At 62.5% G+C, this 16,671-nt stretch carries 14 protein-coding genes; 6 read left to right on the top strand and 8 right to left on the bottom strand.

Features of this window, described 5'->3' with window-relative positions; genetic code table 11:
- Window positions 1-2 precede the first annotated feature (2 nt).
- Window positions 3-158, bottom strand: a complete 156-nt coding sequence (locus FKL89_RS05685) for a hypothetical protein (protein WP_156861844.1) — start codon at window positions 156-158, stop codon at window positions 3-5.
- Window positions 159-217: 59 nt separating this feature from the next.
- Between FKL89_RS05685 and FKL89_RS05680 the strand changes: the two genes are divergently transcribed.
- Complete coding sequence (locus tag FKL89_RS05680; RefSeq protein WP_420361136.1) at window positions 218-1,879, top strand: acetate--CoA ligase; 1,662 nt, start codon at window positions 218-220, stop codon at window positions 1,877-1,879.
- Between the two features lie 184 nt (window positions 1,880-2,063).
- On the opposite strand, the gene FKL89_RS05675 is transcribed toward FKL89_RS05680, so the two are convergent.
- From FKL89_RS05675 to FKL89_RS05665, 3 genes are read right to left on the bottom strand one after another with little or no spacing between them, the layout of a single operon-like run.
- On the bottom strand, window positions 2,064-3,806 hold the full coding sequence (locus tag FKL89_RS05675; protein WP_156861842.1) for a hypothetical protein: 1,743 nt from the start codon (window positions 3,804-3,806) through the stop codon (window positions 2,064-2,066).
- On the bottom strand, window positions 3,803-4,813 hold the full coding sequence (locus tag FKL89_RS05670) for a glycosyltransferase family 2 protein (protein WP_156861841.1): 1,011 nt from the start codon (window positions 4,811-4,813) through the stop codon (window positions 3,803-3,805). Before FKL89_RS05670 ends, FKL89_RS05675 begins: the two co-directional genes overlap by 4 nt.
- A gap of 31 nt (window positions 4,814-4,844) precedes the next feature.
- On the bottom strand, window positions 4,845-5,948 hold the full coding sequence (locus tag FKL89_RS05665; protein WP_156861840.1) for a patatin-like phospholipase family protein: 1,104 nt from the start codon (window positions 5,946-5,948) through the stop codon (window positions 4,845-4,847).
- A gap of 250 nt (window positions 5,949-6,198) precedes the next feature.
- On the opposite strand from FKL89_RS05665, the gene FKL89_RS05660 reads away from it, so the two are divergent.
- The 3 genes from FKL89_RS05660 to FKL89_RS05650 all read left to right on the top strand — a co-directional run bounded on the left by FKL89_RS05660 (window position 6,199) and on the right by FKL89_RS05650 (window position 10,806).
- The gene (locus FKL89_RS05660; RefSeq protein ID WP_238363498.1) at window positions 6,199-7,458 is read left to right on the top strand and encodes a DNA polymerase Y family protein; all 1,260 of its coding nucleotides are present in this window, start codon (window positions 6,199-6,201) and stop codon (window positions 7,456-7,458) included.
- A 231-nt stretch (window positions 7,459-7,689) separates the two neighbouring features.
- Window positions 7,690-9,972: an AAA family ATPase gene (locus FKL89_RS05655; protein ID WP_156861838.1), complete on the top strand. Its 2,283-nt coding sequence runs from the start codon at window positions 7,690-7,692 to the stop codon at window positions 9,970-9,972.
- A 63-nt stretch (window positions 9,973-10,035) separates the two neighbouring features.
- A complete protein-coding gene (locus FKL89_RS05650) occupies window positions 10,036-10,806 on the top strand; it encodes a GIY-YIG nuclease family protein (protein ID WP_156861837.1) in 771 nt (256 codons plus the stop codon).
- Window positions 10,807-10,839: 33 nt separating this feature from the next.
- On the opposite strand, the gene FKL89_RS05645 is transcribed toward FKL89_RS05650, so the two are convergent.
- From FKL89_RS05645 to xrtH, 4 genes are read right to left on the bottom strand one after another with little or no spacing between them, the layout of a single operon-like run.
- Window positions 10,840-11,808 carry a helix-turn-helix transcriptional regulator gene (locus FKL89_RS05645; protein ID WP_156861836.1) on the bottom strand — a complete coding sequence of 323 codons (969 nt, stop codon included), beginning with the start codon at window positions 11,806-11,808 and terminating at the stop codon, window positions 10,840-10,842.
- Window positions 11,809-11,813: 5 nt separating this feature from the next.
- Window positions 11,814-13,397: a DUF2779 domain-containing protein gene (locus tag FKL89_RS05640; RefSeq protein ID WP_156861835.1), complete on the bottom strand. Its 1,584-nt coding sequence runs from the start codon at window positions 13,395-13,397 to the stop codon at window positions 11,814-11,816.
- 60 nt (window positions 13,398-13,457) lie between these two features.
- Window positions 13,458-14,120, bottom strand: a complete 663-nt coding sequence (locus FKL89_RS05635) for an exosortase H-associated membrane protein (protein ID WP_156861834.1) — start codon at window positions 14,118-14,120, stop codon at window positions 13,458-13,460.
- 15 nt (window positions 14,121-14,135) lie between these two features.
- Window positions 14,136-14,669 (bottom strand): exosortase H, encoded by a 534-nt coding sequence (gene xrtH, locus FKL89_RS05630; protein ID WP_156861833.1) that lies wholly within the window; start codon window positions 14,667-14,669, stop codon window positions 14,136-14,138.
- 206 nt (window positions 14,670-14,875) lie between these two features.
- Between xrtH and FKL89_RS05625 the strand changes: the two genes are divergently transcribed.
- Together FKL89_RS05625 and FKL89_RS05620 are read left to right on the top strand one after the other, a co-directional pair.
- A complete protein-coding gene (locus tag FKL89_RS05625; protein ID WP_156861832.1) occupies window positions 14,876-15,901 on the top strand; it encodes a YVTN family beta-propeller repeat protein in 1,026 nt (341 codons plus the stop codon).
- Window positions 15,882-16,667, top strand: coding sequence for a polysaccharide deacetylase family protein (locus FKL89_RS05620; protein WP_156861831.1), 786 nt, complete (start codon window positions 15,882-15,884; stop codon window positions 16,665-16,667). Before FKL89_RS05625 ends, FKL89_RS05620 begins: the two co-directional genes overlap by 20 nt.
- Window positions 16,668-16,671: the final 4 nt, after the last annotated feature.

The following is a 16,671-nucleotide window of genomic DNA, read 5'->3' as shown; positions in this document are numbered from 1 at the left end:
TGTTAGCACAACCGTGCCGTCACCCATTGCAACATGAGCTCCATCTGCCCATAAGCAGCGTAGGTCAGGCCGAGCGCCACCGCAACAGCCAGCCAGACTAGCATGCGGCCAAGCGTGGTCTTGCGGCGGTCATTGACAGATGGCGTAAGATCGTTCACGAAGCTATTTTACGGAGCGGCATCGCGAGCTGCGCGCGGCGCTGGAACTACCAATGGCAATGCCACAGACTGATCAATACGCCAGGGAATACAGCCGCTGGCGATGGCTGGTTCCGGATTCATTCAATATCGCGACGGCTTGCGCACATCGCTGGCGGTCCGACCCGACCCGCGCGGTGCGTACAGCGATCGTCTGGGAGGACGAATCTGGTGCGACGGATCGCATCAGCTTCGCCGAGCTCTCGGAGCGGGTAACTGCGATGGCGTCGGCGCTGGCCGGGCTTGGCGTCGGGCCAGGGGATCGCGTTGCCATCTGCCTGCCCCAACGAATTGAGACCGCAGTCTCGCTGCTGGCGGTGTTGCACCTTGGTGCCGTCGCCGTTCCACTGACTGTCCTGTTCGGGCCGGATGCACTCGAATATCGCCTTGGCAACGCACGGTGCAAGATCGCGATCTGCGACTCATCTTCGCTGCCTAACGTGCTCGCGATACGCAGCTCGCTCACCGGCCTGCAACACATCATCGCCTGCGCCGGCGCCAAGGCTGACGGCGTTCTCGACTGGTCAGATCTGCTCGCCAGCGGGCGACCAGATCATCCGGTAGCGGCTACGCGCGCGGACGACGCGGCAATGATCATCTACACCAGTGGCACCACCGGTCCGCCGAAGGGTGCCGTGATTCCGCATCGCGCGATGTATGGTAACTCGTCGGGATTCATCTTTTCACATAACCTGTTCCCGCAGCCAGGCGATGTCTTCTGGTCGCCGGCCGACTGGGCCTGGACCGGAGGCTTGTGGGATGCACTGCTGCCCACGCTGTTTTTTGGCCACACTCTGGTTGGCTATCGAGGACGCTTTGATCCCGAGCGCGCGCTGTCGTTGATGGAGCGGCACAAGGTCACCTGTACCTTCCTGTTCCCGACCGCGCTCAAGATGATGATGAAGGCGGTGCCCAATCCACGCGAGCGCTACACGCTCAAGTTGCGTTCGATCATGAGTGCCGGCGAAAGCGTCGGCGAGACTGTCTTCAACTGGACGCAGAAGGCGCTCGGTGTCACTCCCAATGAGATGTTTGGCCAGACCGAGCTGAACTACGTGGTGGGCAATTGCGCCAAACTGTGGCCGGCCCGACCGGGCAGCATGGGCCGCGCCTATCCGGGTCATCAGGTGGCCGTTGTCGACGCCCTCGGGCGCGTTGCAAAGGTTGGCGAGACGGGCGACGTCGCCGTCAACAAACGCGATATCCACGGCGACCCCGACCCGGTGTTCTTTCTCGGTTATCTCGATAATGAAGCTGGCACCAAGGCCAAGTACGACGGCGACTGGTGTCGCACTGGTGACATGGCGCGAATGGATGCCGATGGTTATCTCTGGTACGAGGGCCGCAGCGACGACGTCATCAAGAGCGCTGGCTACCGCATCGGCCCCGCCGAAGTGGAAAGCTGCCTGTTACAGCATCCAGCCGTGGCCATGGCCGCCGTCATCGGCAAGCCGGATCGCGACCGCGGCTCAATCGTCAAGGCATTCATCGTCCTGGCGGCGGGATACGAACCGGGAACCAGCCTCGAAGAAGATCTGGCTAAACACGTTCGCGGCAAGCTTGCGCCCTACGAGTATCCCAAGGAGTTCGAATTCGTCAGCGAACTGCCGATGACCACAACCGGCAAGATCCAGCGCAAGGTGTTGCGGGATCGGGAGATCGAGATGGCGCGACGGTCTTAGCGAGCGTTCGAGGCACGCGGGCCACTTCGTCTCGACAAGCGGTCTCATAGCGTGCGCATAACGCCCGGCGTGGTGCTAGCGACAGCGATCCGAGGTTATGTATGTTGTGCCCTGCCGAAACAGGGTGCCGCGAGGCGTCTTGAAACGTCACCTGCCGGGACGTCCCTGCAGACGGAGCGGTATGTCACTTTGCCTGCCGGACAATCAGCGTGCCTAGCACCGTGACCTCTCTGCCGTTTACGGCCACCAGCATAGCTTGCGACGCACTATCTCGTCTCACGTAACAGTCGAGCCGGTTGACGATTCGCCGAAGGTAGCGGGCCATGTCGTTCGATTCGCGCAGGTAGCCAGTACTGGCGCAGGCGCCAACCAGAGTGCCAGTGCGATCCATCAGCCGCCAGTGGGCATCGGCGTTGCGGAAGGCGTCAACGCGTGTGACCGCCATCGAGACAATATTCCACGGGGAGCCAGGAGGCATGTCCTTGTTGTCCACGGATGATTCAGCACCCAGAACCGACGCCGGCGGACTGAAGTCGTATCGTTCACCGATCTCGGGGCCGTAGCGTCGAGGTGAAAAGATCATGACCTGAGAGCGCCGCAACGCGCCCACCTCAGCCTGAAAGACATTGTCGTCCTGTCCGCTAATCTCCATGAATCGGTGCGTGTGGGGGATGCCGTGTCGATACGCAACAGCGGTCAGTTCGGTGAGTCGAAACGTACTGGCCGCCCACGAGCGCCACCATCCCGCCTGATCCAGTGAAACGAAGCCAGCCAACGCGGTCACCGCCACAAGCGCCACAAGGCGACCTGTGAAAGGTGTCGCCTTTGAACCCGCACGCGCAATCCAGTAAAGGCCGGTACCGGCCCAGCAGGTTGCCGACCAAAACAGGTAGCGATCGGCCAGGGCATCTTGAGGATGCACGGCAAAGTGCGGCGCGCGATTGAATGCGATGAGCACGTTCGTGATGATGCCGAATACGAATACCCCTACAGCGATCACCTCGAATGGCTCAGGTTTCCTGTCGGCCCGATACCGCTGCCACATGTCTAGCGCTGTGCCAAGAATCAGCAGAGTACTAGCCGTCAACACCAGCGCGTGGTACGGCGCGCCAAGCCCCGCAACTTCCGGTATCAGCGCGACGCAAAATGCGCCCAGGCGTAGCGCTACGAAATACGCACGCTTCACGAGCAGTGAATCGTCGCCCGCTGCTCCGCGCACGCCATCTCCTCCGGGCAAGGCGAAGGTGTAAATGAGTACGATCGTCGCTGCCGCAACCGCGACAAAGATCGCGGCGGCTGGCCGTTCCCGTCGATAGGCAAGCGCCACGAATACCGCTGCGAAGACCACAATACCCGGACCAAACGAAAACGTGGCGACGACAGCGAGACCACATGCCGTCATCACCCGTTTCCAATCGCATTGCTCCCTCGTGCCTACGAGCATCAAGGCGGCGACCAGCACGGCGAATATGTACCAAACGTGGGTAGCTTCGTAAGCATGTACGAACATGCGTGCATTCGCGTTCCAGTACACCGTATTCGCAAGCACCGAGAAAGTGAGAATCCCTCTCGTCAAACCTCCGCTCCGCCAGGCGCAAATCAGCACCGCCATCGTGGCAGCTAAAGCGGCGCCCCACGATGTCCAGAATTGCAGAGACTGCGCGCCGTCCAGATACCGTAATTCGAGCCAGCGAATCAGGCCCGGAAGCACCGGCCGATGGCCATTCTCAAGTTCGAACACCGACAACGGGAAGGGATGCGTCAGATATCGCTCGTAAAGCCGAAACTGGTCCTGAAACGGCTCAATGAGCGTGTAAAGCCAGACCGTATTGACGGTGATCGATACGTTGACCAATGCAATTGCTAGTACAGGCAGCGATACGACGAGAGCGACGAACCGTCCACGGACGCCAGTGACGCTGGTCACGATTTCAGTCCGCCAGACCGTAGCACCCTGCGAACCAGAAATGGCGGCCGCCGCTTGCTTTCGACAAAGGTGCGCCCCAGGTACTCACCGATCATGCCGATGCCGATCAATTGCAATCCACCGATGAAGAGCACGGCCACCAGCAACGACGCGTAGCCGGGCACATCAACGCCCCAGATTAGCGTGCGCAGTGCGATCCAGCCGCCCCAAGCCATTGCGACCGAGGCTACCAGCAGGCCGATGTAGGTCCAGATGCGGAGTGGCGAGATGGAGAAACTGGCGATACCTTCAAGCGCGAAGTTCCAGAGCTTCCAGGTGTTGAATTTGCTGCTGCCCGCGCTGCGCGGGTCACGTTTGTACTCTACCGTCGCGGTACGGAACCCGACCCATGCAAACAACCCTTTCATGAAACGCCGACTTTCTGGCAGTGCCTTCAGAGCCTCCACAACCACCCGGTCCATGAGACGAAAGTCGCCCACATCATCAGGGATGCGCACGTCGGCGACGGCATTGTGGACGCGGTAAAAGGCCCGCGCGGTCAGTCGCTTGGCGGCCGAATCCGTAGACCGATCACTGCGTCTGGCCAGCACGACCTCAAAGCCGTCACGCCATTTGGCCAACAGCTCTGAAATGACCTCGGGCGGATCCTGCAGATCGGCATCGATCGGAATCACCGCGTCACCCGCAGCCACATGCAATCCGGCGGAAAGCGCGGCTTCCTTGCCAAAGTTGCGGCTGAGATCAACCACCACCAGTGCACGCCGGGTGAAGCTGTCGCCGGGATTGGTGCAATGCGCCTCCAATGCGGCAACGGTGCCGTCGCTGCTGCCGTCGTTGACGCAGACCACTTCGAAGTCGTAGTCGGCCAGCTCGGGCAAGACGGCGTCGAGGCGCGCGAACAACGCGTCCAGCGCATCAGCCTCGTTGTACATGGGAATGATCAGCGAGACGAGGCGGCGTGTCCCCGAGGCGGCGCCGGGCTGTTCAGAGGCGGAACTTGGTTGCATGCAGCGATGCTAGCGCCCTTGCGGGCAGCCACTACAACGGTTCGACAACGGCGGCGGGCTCGCTGCCGGCCACCCAAGCCGCAAACTCATCGCACAGCCGCTGACTCTCGGCGACGGCCGTGTCCCAGGCCTTTACCCGTGCCGCCAGATCGCGGCCGTAGCGGGCGAAGTCGGTGCGATCGGGAAGTTTCTGGTTGGGCAGCGTCGCCACCCACTCCGGCTTGGGTGCCAGCACGATGACGTCGTCGAGGAAATGAGTGCTGCGGTGCCGCCATTTCAGCGACTTGTCGAGCCAGCCAGGCACGACGGCACGCTGGAAGTGCGGGTACAGCACCACGCTGGACGCTGCGTCAGCGCGATCCGGTGGCAGGCGATAGTCGAGATGCAGGTGATAGTCGGTTATGCCGCCGTCCCAATAGGCTCCGGGTGGCGCGCCGGGGATGTCGTGCACGGCGTTGAGCAGGAACGGGATCGAGCATGACGCCTGCACCACCGGCGCGAAGTTGACGGGCGACAGCGCGTAGCGGCGCGTGCGGTAGTCGTTCGCGGCGAATGGCAACGGCGCACCTGCCGCGAGATGCGAGGAGAACACGGCACGTTCCAGCCACGCACCCATTGCCTTGCGCGATGCGATGTTGGTGAAGAAGGCTCCGGCATAGCCCAGCGGCGAACGCACCCGATTGTCGCGATGCAGGATGTGGCGCCCGCGGGAGGTCACTACATGCAGGCGGTAGCGCGGGTGGCCGAGCACTTCCTGCACCCGCTGGCCGAACATCGCGTGGATGCCTTCGGCGAAACGCTCGCTGATGTGGTCGCGGGTCGGCGCCTTGCGACCGGGGGGGACGTCGTAGTCCTGATGGATGTAGGCGTGCTCCAGCGACGCGAGCGCTGCGGCAGGCTGGTCGAGCATCGCCGCTGCCATCCGCCAGGCACCGATCGAAGCGCCGATCAGATCGACCGGCTGCACGGACTGCGGCAGCCACTCGCCAAACAGAAAGCGATCCAGCGGCAGCAACGTCAAGCCCTTCGGGCCGCCTGCTGCAGCTGGAATCGCCCGCACATGCGCGGGTGCGAGTCCGTGAGCGCGCAGGTGGGCGAGCGCGCGCGGTCCGGCAAAGATCTGTAACGCGTTCATTCGCGCGGACCCCGCAGGAGCGGTGGAAACCGGTTAATCACAGTGGAAGAATTACGCATCAGCTTTGACATCAGTGCCGCATTCTATTGGGGCTCAGTGGTGCAAAAGGCCTAAAGTCGACTTCTGGCCATTTGGGCTTTTAAGCCCCATTCAATAGCGCTTTCCATGAAAATGCCATATAAAAATTAAGTTGCGTGAGGCATCAATCATCGCGCGTCAAATCTGTTCTTTTGTACAGTAAAATTACCTGATGCTTCGCGCGCTGTACGTTGATTTCAACAGCTATTTTGCTTCGGTCGAGCAGCAGTTGCGGCCCGAGCTGCGCGGTCGTCCGGTGGCGGTGGTCCCGATGATCGCCGACACCACCTGCGCTATCGCTGCCAGCATCGAGGCCAAGCGCTTTGGCGTGAAGACCTTGACCAACGTCGCCGACGCCAAACGGCTGTGCCCCGAGATCGTGCTGGTTGAGTCGCGGCCGACCGTCTACGTCGAGTTCCACCAGAAGGCGAAGGCCGTGGTGGAGAGTGTCGCCCCCATCGCTGCCGTCAATTCCATCGACGAGATGTGGATTCGCCTCAGCGGCCGCGACCAGCCGCGCCCGGCCGCTGAAGGGCTGGCGCGGGAGATCAAATACCGGCTACGCCAGCAGCTCGGCGAATGCATCACCTGCTCAGTCGGTATCGCGCCCAACACCTTCCTTGCCAAGACCGCGAGCGACATGGTGAAGCCTGACGGCCTGGTCGTTATCGAGCCGTCCGACCTGCCCAACGTGCTGATGCCGCTACGGCTCAATCACTTCGTCGGCATCGGCCGCAAGATGCTGCAGCGGCTCAACGATCATGGCATCACCACGACCCCCCAGCTGCTGGCAGCCGATGTGGCCCGGCTGCGCGAAGTCTGGGGCGGCGTCGAGGGCGAGCGCTTCTGGCAGAAGCTGCGCGGCGAGGACGTGCAGCAGCGCGAGACCAACACCTCGTCCATCAGCCACTCGCATGTGCTGGCACCGGACAAGCGCTCGCACACGCGGGCACAGGCGGTGCTCTCGCGGCTGACGCAGAAGGCCGCGATGCGGCTGCGCGACGCCGAATTTGTCGCCACCGATATCTCGATCTATCTCAAGCTGCGTGGCGGCGAAAAGGCGAAGGCGCATCAGCGCATCGACGCCACCGACCGCACGCCAGCCATCCTGCACGGCATCACCGCGCTCTACGAAAAACTGCTCAACGACCGCAACGTGCGCAACACCCCGCCCACTGCGGTCGGCATGGCGCTGTCCGGCCTGTTGCCGCGCGAGGGGCAATCACTGTCGTTGTTCGACACCCAGCCCAACACCGAAAAGCTTGATCGCGTGGTCGATCAGCTCAACCTCAAGTACGGCAAGAACACGCTGTTCTGGGGCGGCGCCTTCAGCGCGCAGCAATCGGCGCGCATGGCGATTGCGTTCAATCACATCCCGGATCTGGTGGTTGAATCCGACGCTGCACCTGTGGCAAAAACGCGGCACAAGTAAAGCGCCTGACCAGCGCGACACCGACGTCTGGTTGCCCGTTTTCGGCACAATCCAGATTCGCTGCATCGCCAACGACACCATTTGTCGCTGCGCCACTCACACTGGCACTCCCCATCAGCATTGGAGAAGCCTGTGTCCAGCGCCAATTCTCAAATCAACGAAAACCTTCAACCGACGGCTGGAGACGTTGCCCCGATAACAGAGCTTCAAGATGATGCCGAATTTGAGCGCATGGTTTGCGCCCCGTACCTCCTCCGCCTGCTGCTAACCGACCCGGCGGGCACTGACGCAGTGGCTGAGGCGCGGCTTTTCAGCCTGCTCATCGGTCACATTGTGTGGCCAAAAGACGCAATGAAGCGGGTGCGCGCCGCGTTCACTTCGGTCGAAGACGATTGCGGTACCGGCGGAGGGGATTTGCCAACATGGCTTTCTGCTGGCCGCCGCCATATCCGTATCGTGCGCCGCGCCGAGACGGCCGACAGGCGGGCCACTATGCAAGCCGTCGATGTGAAGCTTTGCGATCACCCGCTGAGCTACGACGCGGCACTCATCACATTGCGCTCCTGCGCGCCCGACTGGATGCGAGGCGTGCTGACGGCATCACTCGCCGCAGCGGAGCAACAGCGCGACGCAGCCGAAGCGGTAACCCTTGCACGCCTGCAAAAGCTGGCGACCTGGTTTGATTGGTCTCCCGCTGAATGTATGGTGGCGCGGCTGGTGTGGCACGCCACGCAGTTCGAGTGGTGCTACCGTTTGCTCGACGAACTGGCACACGCCGCCAACGATGCGGGCCGCGCGTACAGCACCGTGCTGCCGCTCGATCGGCGCGTGCTGCGCGACTGTCTGGCCGCGAAGGGGCCGCTCTACCAATCGGGGCTCGTGCGGTTTCACTATCACTTCGGAAATGGACCGTTCCCCGGTTTCTCCGACCCACCCGCGCTGCACCCGGCCTTGCGCCCGTTACTCGCCACGTCGACGGGCGAATTCACGCTGGCAAAGCTCACGGCAGCGCTTTATCACGCGAGCCCCCTGCCGACGCTGGACGACGCCGACTTTCAGCACCTTCGCGCTGATGCCGACGCCCTGATCCGGTTTCTGCGCCAGAGCGCCGGCGAGGGCGAAACCGGCATCAACATCCTCATCTACGGCCCGCCAGGCACCGGCAAGACCGAGTTCGCGCGCTGGTTGCTGCAGGCGGCCGGCTTGCACGGCTACGAAGTGCCGGTGCAGGTGCGGGACGATGACGCGCCATCCACCGACCCCGTGGCGGATCGGTTGGGCAGTGCGCGCAGCTCGCAGCAATTACTGCGCGGCAAGGATCGCGCTGTGCTTGTCTTCGATGAGGCCGAGGACGCCTTTCCGCAGGCACCGTCATTCTTTGGCTTCGATTTCACGCCTGGCAAGCGCCATGCGGGTGGCCCGCGCAAGGGGTGGATCAATCAACTGCTCGAAAGCACGCCGGTGCCAATCATCTGGATCAGCAACGCGATCTCGCAGATTGATCCGGCCTATCTGCGCCGCTTCAGTTTTCACCTGGAAATGCGCCGCCCCAGCCAGCGCATTCGCGAACGCATTGCCGTGCGGCATGCCACCGCGCAAGGCGTGGCCGAAGCTGTGGCCGCACCACTCGCGCGCTATGCCGATGCCAGCCCCGCCGCCATCGCCTCTGCGCTGCGCTTTGCGCGCCTGGCCTCAGACGCATCGTGCGATGCGGCGGGCACGCTCGCCGCCCGGCAGCAGTGCCTCGCCGAACGCACGCTGCAGGCAGGCCTCGCGGCGGCCGGGCTGAGCGATCATGTCGACGCGCGGCTGAATTCGATGCGCTACGACCCCACACTCATCAATATCGCAGGCAACGTGCAACCGGATACGCTGCTTGATCTGATGCGGCGCGGGCTGCCGCTAAGCCTTTGCCTCTATGGCGCACCGGGCACAGGCAAGACGAGTTTCGCGGAATATGTCGCTGAGCAACTGGACAAACCTCTGCTCTACCGCCGCGCGTCCGATCTGCAAAGCAAATGGGTGGGCGAAACCGAGCGCAATCTGCGCGACATGTTCGCCGAGGCGCGCGCCGATAGTGCCGTGCTGCTGCTCGACGAGGCCGACAGTTTTCTCTACGACCGTCGACACGCCGAGCACAGCTGGGAGCGCAGCCAGGTGAACGAGCTGTTGCAAGGCATGGAACGCTTCGACGGCATCTTCATCGCCGCCACCAACCTGATCGACGTGATCGACAAAGCCGCCGTGCGGCGGTTTGCCTACAAGCTGGAGTTTTTGCCGCTGACAGCGGCGCAGTGTCGGCGGATGCTGCTGACGCTTGTTGCTGATCCCGATGAGTGGCAAGAGCAATGCACCATCGGACCGCTAGAAGGTTTTACGCTCGGTGACTTTGCGTCAGTAGCGCGGACGATTCGCTACGCAGAGGGCGACGCATCCCTGGTTGACGTACTTGAACGACTGCGGGGTGAGGTGAAAATGCGCGACGGTGGGTCGGGGCGGCGGATGGGCTTTTGATGGAAGTCCGGCTGGACGTGGCCTTTGTAGCCACCAGCGAATCACCATGAAAGGGAAGTCAGCATGAACAAAAAATTGAGCAAACCATCGCAGGAGAAAATCGAGGCCTATGTGTACGCCCTCGTTGATCCGCGCAATGGAAAAATTTTCTACATCGGAAAGGGCAATGCGAATAATCGCGCCTTCGATCACCTAAGCCCCAGCGGTGGGGGTGAACGCAAGCGAGCGCGAATCGATGAAATTCGAAATGCACATGTCGAACCCAGGGTGGACATTCTTCGATATGGGCTCTCGGTCACTGTTGCCCACGAGGTGGAGGCATCGTTGATCGATGCAATTGGAATAGAAAACCTCACCAATGAAGTTCGCGGGCACGGTACACAGCGTGGTCGGGTATCGGCGACGGACTTCGAACGTGTTCATGGAGCGCAACCGTTAGCAATCAACGATATCGAGGAACCCTACATGATGTTCTTCGTCAACCAGTCATTCTCTGCTTCAGCAACTGAGGTGGAAATCTATGACAGCGTCAGACAGTTTTGGCACGCAGTTGCGGCCAAAACCCGCACGCCGGGACCAGATGGCGTGTTGCCTTATGCAACGGCACTTGCACTCGTTGAGAGTGTTGTTGTGCGGGCATACAGGATCTTGCAGTGGTATCCGGCGGGGACGACAATGTCCACAAGGGCTTTTGGAAGCGCCGATCCGAACAAGCCGAAGTACGAGTTCATCGGACAACTTCTTCCGAAACACAAGTTACTTGGGCGACAACTGGTTGACGCTGATGGAAACAAGATTCGCCATCATCAAAAAGGCTACGGCTACATCAATTGACTATCGGGAAAAGGAAGTCGGATCGGAGAGCGACTACTCTGCGCTGAGCAAACTTGCCTCCTCCCCCTGCCCCCGCAACCACCGATACCACTGCTGGGATTCGACGACGGTCGCGGTGACGATGTTCTTGCCGCGCGTGCGCCGGATGATCTGGTCTTCAGCGAGCGGTGTTTCTTCAAGGATCAGGCGCAGCGCGTCGGACACGGCGAGGCGCACGCGGATGCGCTTGCCTTCACCAAAACCGAATCGTCCTTCGTTGTCAAAGCGTTCAAGGTCGAAATCTGCGGGGCGCACGAACGCTTCGTCGGTCTCCCGCGCAGACTGGATGCGGTGCAGGGCGAGGGCGCGCTCTTCATCGTAGCCCTCGAAGCGGCAGACGACAAACAGGCGCACGCCCTGTTGCGCCAGACCAAGCGGCATGACATGCGCGCGCACCCGTTTACCGCTGGCGTTGACGTAGTCCACCGCGAGCCAGTGGTCGTTGAAAAGGGCGTTGCTCACGGCATCGAACACTCCGTCGCGAATCTTGGGCGGCAAGAGCGGCTGCGTTACCGGCACCACCCGCACCTTTTTGAGCCAGGCGCGTTCGCGCGATACGGCGGGTTTTCCATCGTTGAATTCAACGCGGCGAAGGTTGTCCTCCGCCTGCTCGAAGAAACTGCGCATTTCGCGTGCTGCCCGAGCAGGCAGCAGATGCGCGAGATGCGCTTGCCCAAGCGCGAACAGCAACGATTCCGATGCACTGAGCCCCGGCAGCGACAGCGCCTGCGCCCGCGGCTTCCACTTGTAGCCGTAGGGTTTGCTGCGCATGTCACGCTCAATGTCAAACGCTTCGGCGAGCATGTCGAGCTGCCGCTGCACGGTGCGCAAGTCGCGCTCAATCCCCTTCGCGGCCAGGCGCTCCTGCATGTCGCGGGAGGTCACAAAGCGGCTGCGCGGGATGTTGCGCAGCAACTGCAACGCGAGTTGCAGGGTTTCAAGGCCGGCGGGGCGTTGGGGCACGGCGGCTACTCCGCGCTCATGGCAGAGGGTGCGGCTGGCACCGCTCGCCCTGCGAGCTTCGCCCACAGCACCACCATCGCGTAGCTGTCGAGCGCGCAATAGTCGCGGAGCTGGGCATCAATCTGTGTGCGGCGCTGCTCGCTGGTTTCGGCTGCGATGGCTTCGAGGTAGACGTCCTGCGCGGCCTGTCCGTGCTGGACGCCGTCGAGCGCCTGATAGTCGAGATCGGGGGCAATGGTGGGCAGCACCTGTTTGATGCTCCAGCTGCCACACTGTGCCGGGTGGTAGTAGTGGGCACGGGTTACGGGCAGCAGGTCGACCAGCCGCGCCGCGATGTCCAACAGCTCGCGGCGGTGGCGTGGCACGGCGGCAGCGAGTTGTTCCAGGCAGGTTCGCTCGAACCCTGCGTTGTAGGCGAACACCGGCCTCGCGCGGTGCGTCCCACCAAACGTGTGCACCAGGGCGCGGACGAGGCCGGGGCGCGGATCATTGCCCGTCAGGTCAAGGTGACCATGTTCGCTGAGCGTACCGTCCGCCTCGACGCGGTGAGCCGCAAACTGAAATGGCACTTGCTGCCACGGTGTGGTGCCTGCCCACCGTGGCACCGCGAACGCGATGGTCTCAAAGTCGAGAAAGGTGGGCGCCTCGCCATGCGGTGCGAGCGCGGCGCGGCTCTTGCGCCGGTCAAACGCAACTTTGCCAGCAAGCGTCGCCGTTTTCACCCGTAACTGCTCCGTGCTCAGCAAGCTGTCATCGATATGGCGCATGTCGGGCGCCCGCGCTTGCGCCGACAGCGCCGCGATGCGCTCTTTCAACGCTGTGGTGCGCACCTGCGGCAACCAGATGACGGGATACTTCGCCGCCTTGACTGGGGGCGTGCGCGCTTCGCAATGGGCGCGGTAAGCGCATTCAAACGGCTCCGCACATTGCGCGCCCATCGCCTGACGCGGCTCGCGCTGTCGCTGCGAGAAACGATGTGCGTCATCGACCCATTCGGCCACCTCGGCCTGCCGCGTCATCACTTCAGCGGTGAGATCCACCTCGCAGAAGAGGCCACCGTAATTGCGGTCGCCCGGATACACCGACCCCTTGTTCAAATGGGCCACCGCAACCGCCGACAGCTCAATCCCCGACTGCAGCGCGGCAAAGGTCTGGATCGCGACATCATCGCGGTGATAGTCCTTGAGCGTGGTGGTGGATTTCACCTCAATCATTCGCCACGATGTGCTTCGCTCCGGCGGCATGCCCGAGCGCGGACGAGTGGCCGGCAACATCACGTCGGCAAATGCCAGCACGCCCGCAGCGGCGAAACCGGCCTCGAACACCGGTTGTGGCGACTTGGCGCCCAGCAAGGCACGACTGCGCCGCAACGCACCGGCAAAGCCAAGGTCGTCAATGTCGACCAGCGTACCGCGCTCGCGGGCGTCGTACACCCGCCGCGCCACCGCGCCAACCTGATGGCCCGCGTCAAAGTTGCGCGCCGTGGCGTCACTCACTTCGCGCAACGACGGCCGGTTCACGGCAAGCCACAAGCGCTTCGGGCAGAGGCGGAAGGCAACGAGTTTTGACTTGGAGAGTAGTTTCGGCATGCGGCAAGCGTAGCGCGTGCTGCGACATTTTGTGTCGCAAGGCAATCGGATCGCCCGTTGCTAGGGCCGCTTCGGCTTCGGTATCGGCGCCGATCGCGCCGACATCGCGCCCTTTTCGCTGGCACGGATCATCGCGATCACGTCGGCGCCGACAAATTGCTCAACAAATTTGCGGTGCAGGACAAACCAGACCACCAGCGCGGTGACTGGCGGCATGATTAGCGTGGAGAACTGATAGAGGTAAGCGATGGCTTCCAGTTGCCATTGCGCCCAGGCCGCCTGCTCACGCACGGCGGCGCCGGTATTGAGAAGAATCTGCTTCATGCCCACCGCGAATACGGCCAGCATCTGAAACGGCAGCAGAGCGAGCCAGCCGTACCAGAGGTTGCGCCAGCGCTGCGGGTGCCACGCTGCCATCGTCAGCGCTGCCATCAGCGCCGTGCCGTAGCTGTAGAGACGGGCATCAACTTCAGTGCTTACCGTGGCATCGGGGCGAAACACCTGCCCCGGCGTCACGCCCGGTGACAGATTGGTGAGAAATTCGAAGCCATGCAACGTCTGTTGCACCGAGGTCACGAACTCGGGCACACCCAGCAGCGCCATGCCCGACAGGAACCAGCGAATGGGCCAATGCAACACCGGCACCAGCAGGTACCAGCACAAAAACACCAACGGCACCCAGGCCAGGATGCGCAGGAAGAACCGGCTGATGGTCTTGGGCATGCGACGGTCAGCGAACTAGGCAGCTTGCGGCGCTACACCGCCATCGCCTGACGGCGGCTCGTCGCGATGCGCTGCACGGTTGATGCGGCGCACCCAGATCAGCCAGACGATCAGCACGTCGAGCATGATCAGCGCCTGCCAGATATAGAGGTGCGCCCATTCGAACGCCGTCATGTTCCACTGGCCCAGATAAAACAGGCTGATGATGCGAACGACGTTGAGGCCCTGCACTGCGACAAAACCCAGCGCCAGCCCCCAGAGCTTCTGCTTCCAGGTGGACGGGAACGCAAGGATCGCCGCAATCAGCACCAGCGTCGCCTCGACCCCGTTGCATCCGGCTTCAATGCTCACAGCAAACCCGTTTGACGTGCTGCGCAACACCTTGCCAATCGCCTCGGCGCTGCTGTCCACCAGTGCCACCAACTGCGCGCAGAAGTGCGCCAGACCGTTGGTCCACGGGATGACGAAATACTCCTGCCCCCAGGGCGTGAGCTGGGCACCGAAGAGCACCGCCTGAATGACCAGAAAGAGAACGAGAAAACGAACCATCGAACACCAATGACAGCCAGCGCATCACTCTTTGAAGGCCATTTGCGGACCAAATCTGGCCGCAGGCATCAGCCTGGCACGGACGCGCAACCTAGGAATCGTACCCGATAGCCCGCCACGCCGCACGCGACGGCAGCCACGGCCCGACTGCGGCTTGCTTGCGATGCCGCAACTGGCGCGTGTGGCGCGTCCGTACAATCGCGGCCATGATCGCAAGCTGCCTGCCTTTCCGTCCCGTTGTCACTGCCAGCGGATTCAATCTGCGTGCCGCCGTGCGCGCGCTCGTCGGCGTGGTCCTGGCCGCCGGCATCGCTGCCGCCGGCGCGCTGGCGCCCGGCGAACGGGCCGTGGTGCTTAATTCCGGCGACGGCACGGTATCGGTCATCGACCGTGCCACACGCAAGGTGGTCGATACCTACCCGGTGGGCAAGGAGCCACACCACCTGATCCCGACGCTGGACGACAGCGAGCTGGTCGTCGCCAATGCAATTTCCAACGACCTGGTGTTTCTCAACCCGCTGACCGGGGAAGTGAAACGTCGGCTGCCGCGCATCAGCGACCCCTACCAGCTCGGCTATTCACCCGACGGCAAGTGGTTTGTGTCGATCAGTCTGCGGCTGGACCGGGTAGACATCTACTCAATGCCGAACTACGAGCTGAAAGCCCGCATCCCGGCCGCCAAAACGCCCAGCCACGTGGCGTTCGCGCGCGACTCATCGACAGCCTACGTGACGATGCAGGATTCCGACGAGCTGATTGCCATTGACCTCACCAGCCACAAGGAAGTCTGGCGCATGAAGACCGGCAAGACGCCGGCCGGCATCTGGATGAGCCCGCAAGGTTTGCTATTTATCGGCATCATGGGCGCTGATTACGTCGAAGTGATTGACCCGGCCAAACGTGCATCGATCAAGCAGATCGTCACTGGCCGCGGCGCCCACAACGTATTCCCGGCCGGTGACGGCTCGCGGGTGCTGGTCAGCAACCGCGTCGACGGCACCATTACGCCGGTTGACTACAAGACGCTGGTAGCCGCCAAGCCGATCAAGGTGGGCCGTGGCGTCGACTGCATGGAAGTCACCGCCGATGGCAAGGAAGTGTGGGCCACCGTGCGCTGGGAAGCGCGCGTCGCGGTAATCGACCTGACTGGCACCAAGCCAATCGAATACATCCCGGTCGGCCGCTCGCCACACGGCATCTACTTCAAGAGCCATGCGCGGCGTGATCGTTAGCAGGACGCTGGCGGCGCTGGCCGTAGCGGCGGTTGCCGTTTCTGCGCTGGCAGCACCACCGGGCTGCAGCGGCACGCTTTACCTGACCTTTGACACCGGGCACATGGAGCCCGCCCCTGCCATCGCGGACATCCTGGCCAGGCATCAGGTCAGGGCCACCTTTTTCATCGCCAACGAGAAAACCCGTGCGGGTGGCTTCACGCTGGACGACTCGCAGAAAGCGTTCTGGCAACGGCTGGTGAAGGAAGGCCACGCCTTCGGCTCACACACCTTTGATCACCATTACTTTCGTGGTGACGTGGGCGACACGCAAGTCAGCTACATCCCTTGGGGCAAGACAACCAACGACGGCCGACTGCTCGACCGCGCTGGCGTTTGCGCTGAAATTGGCAAGTCCGAAAGCCGCTTTCGCGAGCTGACCGGTCGCGGCTTTGACGGTATCTGGCGAGCACCGGGGGGCAAGACCACGCCGCGCCTGCTCGACTACGGGCGAAGCTGCGGCTGGACCCACTTTGGCTGGGCCGATGCCGGCTTTCTGGGCGACGAGTTGCCCAGCGAAACTTTCTCCAATGACACCCTGCTCAAACGCGCCGTCGGCAGCCTGCGTGACGGCGACATCCTGATGGCACACCTTGGCATCTGGTCGCGCAAGGATCCGTTCTGGCCGACGCTTGATCCGCTGATCGCTCAATTGAAGGCAAAGGGCTTCTGCTTTGCGACCATCCCGGAGCGCCCGGCCAGGGCGCAAGCGACGCCTGGCAGGTAACAAG

This window comes from Casimicrobium huifangae (assembly GCF_009746125.1).
Lineage (GTDB): Bacteria > Pseudomonadota > Gammaproteobacteria > Burkholderiales > Casimicrobiaceae > Casimicrobium > Casimicrobium huifangae.
Note: the sequence above shows the minus strand (reverse complement) of the source record. Positions and strands in the feature narration are given on the sequence as shown.

Coding starts and splice junctions, on each gene's coding strand:
- FKL89_RS05670 (WP_156861841.1), bottom strand. CDS start 4,813: ATGCAACCAAGTTCCGCCTCTGAACAGCCCGGCGCCGCCTCGGGGACA.
- FKL89_RS05640 (WP_156861835.1), bottom strand. CDS start 13,397: ATGCCGAAACTACTCTCCAAGTCAAAACTCGTTGCCTTCCGCCTCTGC.
- FKL89_RS05625 (WP_156861832.1), top strand. CDS start 14,876: ATGATCGCAAGCTGCCTGCCTTTCCGTCCCGTTGTCACTGCCAGCGGA.
- FKL89_RS05650 (WP_156861837.1), top strand. CDS start 10,036: ATGAACAAAAAATTGAGCAAACCATCGCAGGAGAAAATCGAGGCCTAT.
- FKL89_RS05635 (WP_156861834.1), bottom strand. CDS start 14,120: ATGCCCAAGACCATCAGCCGGTTCTTCCTGCGCATCCTGGCCTGGGTG.
- FKL89_RS05620 (WP_156861831.1), top strand. CDS start 15,882: ATGCGCGGCGTGATCGTTAGCAGGACGCTGGCGGCGCTGGCCGTAGCG.
- FKL89_RS05655 (WP_156861838.1), top strand. CDS start 7,690: ATGGTTTGCGCCCCGTACCTCCTCCGCCTGCTGCTAACCGACCCGGCG.
- FKL89_RS05665 (WP_156861840.1), bottom strand. CDS start 5,948: ATGAACGCGTTACAGATCTTTGCCGGACCGCGCGCGCTCGCCCACCTG.
- FKL89_RS05660 (WP_238363498.1), top strand. CDS start 6,199: ATGCTTCGCGCGCTGTACGTTGATTTCAACAGCTATTTTGCTTCGGTC.
- FKL89_RS05680 (WP_420361136.1), top strand. CDS start 218: ATGCCACAGACTGATCAATACGCCAGGGAATACAGCCGCTGGCGATGG.
- xrtH (WP_156861833.1), bottom strand. CDS start 14,669: ATGGTTCGTTTTCTCGTTCTCTTTCTGGTCATTCAGGCGGTGCTCTTC.